This window comes from Moryella indoligenes, from assembly GCF_030812885.1.
Classification (GTDB): Bacteria; Bacillota; Clostridia; order Lachnospirales; family Lachnospiraceae; genus Moryella; species Moryella indoligenes.
In genome coordinates this window covers 247,189-256,364 of record NZ_JAUSTO010000003.1, presented here as the reverse complement: position 1 = coordinate 256,364, position 9,176 = coordinate 247,189, and the positions used below count along the sequence as shown (strand labels likewise).

The following is a 9,176-nucleotide window of genomic DNA, read 5'->3' as shown; positions in this document are numbered from 1 at the left end:
GGGAGTGCGGAATGCGGGAGGAGCGTGAGAGCACAAGGTGCGGAACGCTCCGGATATCATGACTTGAAAGAGAGTAAACGTCAGGGTCAAAAGCCCGGGCGCGCGGCGGGCTTGCCCGCCAGAGAGCCAGAGGCTTTATGACCCGCCCCGCATGGAGCACGAAGGGACGCGAAGCGTCACGGGAGTGCGGAATGCGGGAGGAGCGTGAGAGCACAAGGTGCGGAACGCTCCGGATATCATGACTTGAAAGAGAGTAAACGTCAGGGTCAAAAGCCTGGGCGCGCGGGGGGCTTGCCCGCCAGAGAGCCAGAGGCTTTATGACCCGCCCCGCATGAAGCACGAAGGGACGCGAAGCGTCACGGGAGTGCGGAATGCGGGAGGAGCGTGAGAGCACAAGGTGCGGAGCGCTCCGGATATCCTTGCTTAAGTTCGGCATGGGGAAAATGTAAGAAAAAGAAGGGACAGGCAGATTGGCATATGAATTACAGAGAGGCGAGAGCATATCTTTTAGAGGCGGGAAAGGCCGGCAGCAGGCCGGGGCTGGAGACCATAGGAGAGCTGCTCCGGCGTCTCGGAAATCCGCAGGACAAGCTGCGCTTTATCCATGTCGCGGGGACAAACGGCAAGGGCTCGCTGATTGCTTACCTCGCTGCGGTCCTGAAAGAGGCGGGATACCGGACAGGCAGCTATACATCCCCGGCGGTTTTCAGCTACCGGGAGCGCTATCAGGTGAATGGAGAGTATATCTCTGAGGAGGTCTTTGCAAGGCAACTCAGTGCGGCGGCAGAGGCAGGAGAGTCCATGCGACGGGACGGACAGACCGGGCCCACCTGCTTTGAGCTGGAGACTGCAGCGGCATTTCTGTACTTTCTGGAGCAGGGCTGTGAGCTCGTCGTGCTGGAGGCAGGCATGGGCGGCCTTCTTGATGCGACCAATATCATAAAGACCACTGTTCTGGAGGTGTTGGTTTCCATAAGTCTCGATCATATGGACTTTCTGGGCAGCACACTTGGGGAGATCGCGCGGCAGAAGGCAGGTATTATAAAACCGGGAACGAGGGTTGTTTCTGCGGCACAGGAGCCGGAGGCGGAAGTGGTAATCCGGGAGATCGCAGCGGCGCAGCACAGCGCACTTCAGGTGGTGGAGTCTGCGAGTCTCCGGAGGCGGGACAGTGCGCTCGGCGCGCAGAGCTTTGATTATAAGCAGTGGAAGAATGTGCGCATACAGCTCGCGGGGGCGTATCAGTTTAAGAATGCGGCGCTTGCGCTGGAAGGGATCGAGGCGCTGCGCGCACTCGGCTATGAAATAACGGACGCACAGGCGTTGAAGGGAATGTATGAAGCTGTGTGGCGCGGCCGCTTCACGCAGATCCTCGCACGGCCGACAGTCATTCTGGACGGAGCGCACAATGAAGCTGCGGCAGTCGAGCTGAGGCGCTCTCTGGAGCTGTATTTTTCAGGGCGGGAGCTCTATTACATCATGGCTGTCTTTAAGGACAAGGAGTACCGGGATATCATCGCACTGACCGCGCCGCTTGCGAGGCATATTATTGCAGTGGAGACGCCCGGAAATCCGCGTGCGCTCCCGGCAGAGGAGCTGCGCGAGGCGATTGCGGAGGTTCAGCCTTCCGTGGAGAGCGCTGTCTCCATCCGGGAGGCAGTACAGAGACTTCTTGTGAGAGTCGCACCGGATGCGGTCATTGTGATCTTTGGCTCGCTCTCCGTTCTGGGAGAGGCGGAGCAGGCAGTGCGGGAGGTATCGGAGGAGCTTCGTGCAGATCACGCTTTCCTGTGATATTTTGCAGTCTGTTCTTTCTCAGGGTTCGGGGGCATCCCCGGAGGACTCAAAGAGATAGCTGATCATGCGCTGCTTCGCAGCCTCGCCTCCGACAAAATATAAAATATCATCCTTACGGAAGGTGACGTAGGGCCCGGGAGAGACGATCGTCTCTCCCTTTCTTTGTATGGCGACGACAGTGGCGCCGGTCATATGCCAGAGATTCATTTCTCCTATGGTCTTTCCGATCTTATCGCAGGTTTCAGGGATGGGGAGCTCATAGGGCACCAGCGCGGCGACATTGTGCGCGCGGTTGGTCTGAACCACAAGCTTATCGAGAAGAGAGGAGAAGTGCTCCAGCTCCTCCCGCTGCCTGGCGATGCTGCCAAGAAGCTCCTCCCGTGTCTCCTGAATTGTGTGTACGCTGTTGTAGCGATTCAGAAAGGCCGCCGCCTTTTCAACGGAGGAGACATAGCTGCCGCTTCCGTGGCGCGCCTCCATGATATTCAGATCCTCGAGTATGTTGACTGCCTTTCTTGCCGTCTCCGGGGAGACGTTGAAATTGCCCGCAAGCGTAGAGCGCGCGTTCAGGCGTTCGCCGGGCTGATAGCGGCCATCGACGATTCTCTGCGCGATTTCCACTGCAATCTGCTGATATTTTGATTCATAGCGGACAGATGTATCCTTTGTTTTCATGGGGATTTCCTCGCTTTTATGAGTTGTGTCTGTGGCGGTATGCCTTTGATGCAGATACGGATATCCGCCCTTTTTTGTCTATGATATCAAAAAGCAGGTGCAGAGTCCATGCAGGCGGGAGAAGGCGTACCTTTGACAAAGTGACCATATTAATATATAATAAAATAGTCACTTGAAGGAAGACTGAAAGGAAGTGACCCTTGAGTCATGAAAAAATGAAGTTAAAGAAGGAATTGAATACCTGGGATATTCTGGTTATGGCATTTGGAGCCATGATTGGATGGGGCTGGGTGGTCTCATCGGGTGAGTGGATACAGAGAGGCGGAGTGCTCGGCGCGGCGATTGGTTTTGTGCTGGGCGGTGTGATGATTTTCTTTGTCGGGCTCAGCTACGCGGAGCTCACAGCCGCAATGCCGCAGAGCGGCGGAGAGCATGTCTTCAGTCTCCGGGCGCTCGGGGCGAGCGGTTCTTTTGTCTGCACCTGGGCAATTGTTCTGGGCTATATCGGTGTAGTCTGCTTTGAGGCCTGTGCGCTGCCATCCATACTCGCCTACCTCTTTCCGGGCTTTCTGAGAGGCTATCTCTACAGCGTTGCAGGATTTGACATCTATGCGAGCTGGCTTGCTGTTGCACTGCTCTCCTCTGTACTGATTACGGCAGTAAATATTCGAGGAGCCAAGACAGCTGCCGCTCTGCAGACGGTGCTGACTCTTATGATCGGCGGAGTGGGCATCGCCCTGATTGCGGCGTCAGCGCTCCGCGGAGATGCCGGAAATCTCTCCGGGCAGCTTCTCGCCGGAGAGAGCCTTGGCTCCTCTCTGAACCATATTCTGCGGGTTGCAGTTATCACCCCCTTCTTCTTAATGGGTTTTGATGTGATACCGCAGGCAGCAGCGGAGATTGATGTCCCGGCAAAAAAGATCGGTTTTATTATGCTGCTCTCCATCGTCATGGGCGTGCTGTTCTATGTGCTGATTATCTTTGCAGTGGGCTATCTCATGGGAGGAGCAGAGATTACCTCCTCTGTTTCAGGCAGCGGACTGGTAACTGCCGATGCGATGGAAAAGGCCTTCCAGAGCCGTTTTATGGCGAAGGTTCTGATTGTCGGAGGACTCTGCGGGATACTGACCAGCTGGAACAGCTTCCTGGTCGGCGGCTCCCGGGCCATCTATGCACTCGCAGAGACCCATATGCTGCCAAAAGTGTTTGCAAGACTGCACCCGAAGCATGGCACGCCGGTGAATGCAATTTTACTGATCGGTACGCTCTCCTCACTGGCACCGCTTGTCGGGAGGCAGATGCTGGTCTGGGTCATGGATGCAGGAAATCTGGGTTGCTGCATTTGTTATTGTCTGGTGTCTCTCTCCTTTCTGGTGCTCAGAAAAAAGGAGCCCGGAATGCCTCGCCCCTATCGGGTGAAACATGCCGGGCTGGTGGGCAGCATGGCAGTGCTGCTCTCAGGATTCATGGCTGCTCTCTATCTGCTGCCGAATACCGGCTGCACGCTGTCTGCGGAGGAGTGGATGATATTTGGTGCGTGGACGGCCATGGGGCTTGTCTTCTACCTGCGCTGTGTGAAACGCCGCGGCGCGATACGCGAGGCCGTGGGCTCCCTGCTCCCGCCTGCGTGCTACGGTGCGGAGGATGCGATGCTGGAGTGAGGCAAGAGTGCCTGGCTCAGCGCGCGCGTCGGTGCATCAGCACGACACCAATGGTAAGCAGAGCCGGGCTCACCCATATGGCCCGGATGCCAAAGAGGGGAGAGAGATTTCCTCCTATGCCTGCTCCGATTGCAAAGACAAGAATCACGCCAAAATAATAAAGGACGTTTTCAAGAATCTGCACACTGGGCTCACGGAGCCATGCGGACAGAGCTGCGGTTCCGCTCCGGAGGTTTCCGATGCACATGGTGCTGGCATAGGACTTTCCATTCACCTTGCGGAAGCTCTGCACCTGCATGGCGCAGGCGAAGGAGACCAGGATATTTGCCGGTGTGTTGAGCGGGAGCGGCATGAGCCCGACCAGGATCAAAATGAATATTTCAGCGAGAAGGATCCCCTGACGCCAGTGGATCCTTTTTGCGTGCTTGAATCGGGCCTCTGTCTGCTCTGCCGCCATGATGCCTGCAGCGAAGGCGAGAATGGGTAGGATGTAGCGCGGCGCGCAGCTTAAGTTGCCTGAGATGAGGTGCGTTCCGAGCAGAACAATATTTCCAGTCTGCGCGTTGGCGAAGACCCCGTCCCGGACCATATAGCTGTAGGCATCCTGGAAGCCTCCGCTGAGGGTCAGAAACAGAGTCAGGAGAAAGCGGTCTGACATCTGTTGTTTTTTATTCTTTGCCATGCTGTACTCCTGTTTTGCTTCTTATTCCGGCTCACAGCAGCCGCCTGCGCAGCAGCTGCTCTCCCTGAGATTTTTCTGTGCCATGGCGAGCATCAGCTTGATGCGGTTCAGCTGATTTACCTCCGACGCACCGGGGTCATAATCGACAGCGATGATATTGGCGCTCGGATAGGCGGCGCGCAGCTGCTTAATCACGCCCTTGCCGACGATGTGGTTTGGCAGGCAGCCAAAGGGCTGCGTGCAGACGATATTTTTGGTGCCGCTCTCGATGAGCTCCAGCATCTCCCCAGTGAGGAACCAGCCCTCGCCGGTCATATTTCCGAGAGATACAAATTCGCTGGACATTTCTGCCATGTGGCGGATGTCGCCGGGGGCGGTGAAGTGCTTCGACTCACGCAGTGCCTCGCGGACATCTGAGCGGAACCAGTCCATGAGCCGGATCCCCAGGTTGCAGAGGAAGGCGGCGCGCTTCGAGAAGCCGAGATTCTCCGCCTTGAAGTTCAGATTGTAGAAGGAGTAGTACATGAAGTCGAGAAGATCCGGCATCACCGCCTCTGCACCCTCCCGCTCCAGGAGCTCTACGATGTGGTTGTTCGCGAGAGGTGAGAACTTGACGAGTATCTCACCGACGACGCCGACCTTCGGCTTGCTCACCGGGCGGCGCGGCAGCTCGTCGAAGTCCTTTACGATTGCGCGGACAATGCGGCGGTACTCCGCCATGTCGGGCGCCCGCTTTGCAACGGCCTTCATGCAGATGGCGTTCCATTTTCTGTGCAGGGCATCGGCACTTCCGGGCTCGCGCTCGTAGGGGCGTGTCGCGTACAGACAGCGCATCATCACATCGCCGTAGATGGTCGCCTGTATGGTCTTTACTGCCATGGGGATGGTGATGCGAAAGCCGGGATTTTTCTCCATATTGCCGACATTGACTGAGATCACGGGAATCTGTCCCATGCCTGCTTTCTCCAGCGCGCGCCGTATGAAGCCGATGTAGTTCGAGGCACGGCAGCCGCCGCCGGTCTGACTCATGAAGACAGCGGTGTGGTTCAAGTCGTATTTTCCGGAGAGCAGCGCCTCCATCACCTGACCGATGGTACAGAGGGAGGGGAAGCAGGCGTCGTTGTTCACATACTTCAGTCCGGTGTCCACGGCACTGTGGTCGTCGTTGTCCAGCAGCACGACATTGTAGCCGAAGGCACTGATCGCAGGAGCCAAAAGCTCAAAGTGGATCGGTGACATCTGCGGGCAGAGTATGGTGTAATTCTCCTTTTTCATCTCCTTTGTGAAGAGCACGCGGTGATACTCAGCAGAGCGGATGTGCCTCTGGTAATGCTTCCGGTCGCGCACGCGGAGCGCGGCGATCAGGGAGCGGATGCGTATCCTTGCGGCGCCGAGATTATTTACCTCGTCTATCTTTAAGGCGGTGTAGATCTTGTCCGATCCGGTCAGGATATCGGATACCTGATCCGTGGTGACGGCATCCAGTCCACAGCCGAAGGAGTTCAGCTGCACGAGATCCAGATACTCGGAGTTCTTCACGTAGCTCGCCGCCGCGTAGAGGCGGGAGTGGTACATCCACTGGTCGGAGACCACGACCGGGCGCTCAATCTTTCCGAGGTGGGAGACGGAATCCTCCGTCAGTACCGCGAGGCCGTAGCTCGTAATCATGTCCGGAATGCCGTGGTGAATCTCCGGATCCGTGTGATAGGGGCGGCCCGCCAGCACGATGCCGTGTCGCCTGTTTTCTCTGCACCATTCGATGGCGCGCTCTCCCTCGGCTTCGATATCGGCCTTTGCCTGAAGCAGCTCCTGCCAGCCTGCGTGTGCAGCCGCGCGCACCTCTGCCGGTCCCACGTGAAATTCCTTCCACATGATCTTTTCAAGCTGCGCCGTGAGAATCTTCTCATTTGTGAAGGACATGAAGGGGTTCAGGAAGCGCACATTCTGCTCCTCCAGCTCCTCCACATTGTTCTTGATATTCTCCGCGTAGGAGGTGACGATGGGGCAATTGTAGTGATTGCCCGCGCCCGCCTGTTCGTTCCGCTCATAGGGAATGCAGGGGTAGAAGATGGTGTGGATGCCCTGCCGGATGAGCCAGGTCACGTGTCCGTGCGCGATCTTTGCGGGATAGCACTCCGACTCACTCGGGATGCTCTCGATGCCGAGCTCGTAGATCTGCCGGGATGAAACAGGAGAGAGCACCAGGTGGAAGCCGAGCTCACGGAAGAAGACTGCCCAGAACGGATAGTCCTCGTACATATTCAGGACGCGGGGAATGCCGACCGTCCCGCGGGGAGCCTCGTCTTCCGGGAGTGCCTCGATGTCGAAGAGACGGTGAAATTTATAGTCGAAGAGGTTCGGAACCTCCTTCTTCTTCCGGTCAAGTCCCAGGCCGCGCTCGCAGCGGTTGCCGGAGACAAAGCGCCGGCCGCCGCCAAACTGATTTACGGTGAGTACGCAGCGGTTGTTGCAGCCCTGACAGCGGGTCATGGAGGTGCGGTACTCGAGGGAGATGATCCTGTCCAGCGGAAGCATGCTGGTCTCTGCGCCCTCCCAGCGCTCTCTCGCGATAAGCGCTGCGCCGAAGGCACCCATGATGCCTGCGATGTCCGGGCGTATGCACTCACAGCCCGCGGTGCGCTCAAAGGCGCGCAGCACGGCGTCGTTGTAGAAGGTGCCTCCCTGCACGACAATGTGCTTTCCGAGACTTGCTGCGTCTGCGATCTTGATCACCTTGAAGAGTGCGTTTTTAATCACGGAGTAGGCGAGACCGGAGGAAATATCTGCGACAGTCGCGCCCTCCTTCTGTGCCTGCTTTACATTTGAATTCATGAAGACAGTGCAGCGCGTTCCGAGATCTACCGGATTTTTTGCAAACAGTGCCTCCTTTGCGAAGTCCTGCACGGAGTAGCCGAGCGATTTGGCGAAGGTCTCGATGAAGGAGCCGCAGCCGGAGGAGCAGGCCTCGTTCAGCTGCACGGAGTCCACAGTGTGATCCTTGATGCGTATGCACTTCATGTCCTGACCGCCGATATCCAGGATGCAGTCCACCTCCGGCTCGAAGAAGGCGGCGGCGTAGTAGTGGGAGATGGTCTCAACCTCTCCCTCATCCAGCATGAAGGCGGACTTTAAGAGTGCTTCGCCGTAGCCGGTGGAGCAGGAATAGACAATTTTGGCGGCAGGATTCATCTGCGCCTTGATTTCCTTCACTGCGCGGATGGCGGTCGCCAGCGGGGAGCCCTCATTACCCGCGTAAAATTTATACAGAAGCTCGCCCTCGCTGCCGATCAGCGCGATCTTTGTCGTGGTGGAGCCCGCGTCGATACCGAGGAAGATGTTGCCGGTGTAGGATGCGAAGTCTGCGGACTTCACGGAGTGTCCCGCATGGCGTCTGTGGAAGCGCCGATAGTCCTCTTCATCCGCAAAGAGGGGAGAGAGGCGCTGCACCTCGTGATCCATGGAGACGCCCTTCGTCAGGACAGAGATCAGCGAGGAGATGGGGACGGCGGCCTCTGCCTCCGCGTTCATGGCAGAGCCGAGCGCCGCAAAGAGATGGGAATTCTCAGGCGCAATGATATACTCGTCCGTGAGACGCAGGGTGCGGATAAAGGCGTTCTTCAGCTCGGGCAGAAAGTGGAGCGGGCCACCGAGAAAGGCGACGTGGCCGCGGATCGGCTTCCCGCAGGCGAGACCCGAGATGGTCTGGTTCACGACTGCCTGGAAGATGGATGCGGCGAGATCCTCCCGTGTGGCCCCCTCATTGATGAGTGGTTGAATATCTGTCTTTGCAAACACGCCGCAGCGGGCCGCAATGGGGTAGATCGCCTTATAGCCGCGCGCGTACGCATTCAGTCCCGCGGCGTCTGTCTGAAGAAGGGAGGCCATCTGGTCAATAAAGGAGCCTGTTCCGCCGGCGCAGATGCCGTTCATGCGCTGGTCAATACCGCCGGTGAAGTAGATGATCTTCGCGTCCTCGCCGCCGAGCTCTATCGCGACATCGGTCTGCGGCGCGTAGTGCTTCAGTGCGGTGGCGACCGCGACGACCTCCTGCACAAAGCTCACCCTCAGGTGCTTCGCGAGTGTCAGGCCGCCGGAGCCTGTGATCATCGGTACCAGAGAGACAGGGCCGAGCTTTGTTTCTGCGTCTGCGAGGAGGCGTGAGAGCGTCTCCTGGATATTGGCGTAGTGACGCTGATAGTCAGAAAATAGAAGCGTTCCCGCCTCGTCGATGATCGCAATCTTCACGGTTGTGGAGCCGATGTCGATGCCGAGCCGGTACTGTTGATTTATCATATTCATAACCTCAAAATGCACAGATGGAAATGATCATGTTCATAAGCTCTGATTCTATAGTAACATAG

5 protein-coding genes are annotated in these 9,176 nt (G+C 57.4%); 2 read left to right on the top strand and 3 right to left on the bottom strand.

What is annotated here, in order from left to right; all coding sequences use genetic code 11:
• Positions 1-477 precede the first annotated feature (477 nt).
• Complete coding sequence (locus J2S20_RS03830) at positions 478-1,794, top strand: bifunctional folylpolyglutamate synthase/dihydrofolate synthase (RefSeq protein WP_307253347.1); 1,317 nt, start codon at positions 478-480, stop codon at positions 1,792-1,794.
• A gap of 21 nt (positions 1,795-1,815) precedes the next feature.
• Here the strand turns inward: J2S20_RS03830 and J2S20_RS03825 are convergent, their stop codons facing one another.
• Entirely contained in the window at positions 1,816-2,472 is a 657-nt protein-coding gene (locus tag J2S20_RS03825) for a GntR family transcriptional regulator (RefSeq protein WP_106611505.1), read from the bottom strand.
• 215 nt (positions 2,473-2,687) lie between these two features.
• On the opposite strand from J2S20_RS03825, the gene J2S20_RS03820 reads away from it, so the two are divergent.
• Positions 2,688-4,133: an APC family permease gene (locus tag J2S20_RS03820; protein WP_307253344.1), complete on the top strand. Its 1,446-nt coding sequence runs from the start codon at positions 2,688-2,690 to the stop codon at positions 4,131-4,133.
• 16 nt (positions 4,134-4,149) lie between these two features.
• Here J2S20_RS03820 and J2S20_RS03815 read toward each other — a convergent pair whose 3' ends face one another.
• A complete protein-coding gene (locus J2S20_RS03815) occupies positions 4,150-4,815 on the bottom strand; it encodes a YoaK family protein (RefSeq protein WP_211292144.1) in 666 nt (221 codons plus the stop codon).
• Between the two features lie 21 nt (positions 4,816-4,836).
• Positions 4,837-9,108 (bottom strand): 2-hydroxyacyl-CoA dehydratase, encoded by a 4,272-nt coding sequence (locus J2S20_RS03810; RefSeq protein ID WP_307253342.1) that lies wholly within the window; start codon positions 9,106-9,108, stop codon positions 4,837-4,839.
• Between the last annotated feature and the right edge of the window lie 68 nt (positions 9,109-9,176).

Bases quoted from the DNA above. Each gene is read 5' to 3' on its own strand.
- J2S20_RS03830 (WP_307253347.1), top strand. From the start codon at position 478: ATGAATTACAGAGAGGCGAGAGCATATCTTTTAGAGGCGGGAAAGGCC.
- J2S20_RS03825 (WP_106611505.1), bottom strand. From the start codon at position 2,472: ATGAAAACAAAGGATACATCTGTCCGCTATGAATCAAAATATCAGCAG.
- J2S20_RS03820 (WP_307253344.1), top strand. From the start codon at position 2,688: ATGAAGTTAAAGAAGGAATTGAATACCTGGGATATTCTGGTTATGGCA.
- J2S20_RS03815 (WP_211292144.1), bottom strand. From the start codon at position 4,815: ATGGCAAAGAATAAAAAACAACAGATGTCAGACCGCTTTCTCCTGACT.
- J2S20_RS03810 (WP_307253342.1), bottom strand. From the start codon at position 9,108: ATGATAAATCAACAGTACCGGCTCGGCATCGACATCGGCTCCACAACC.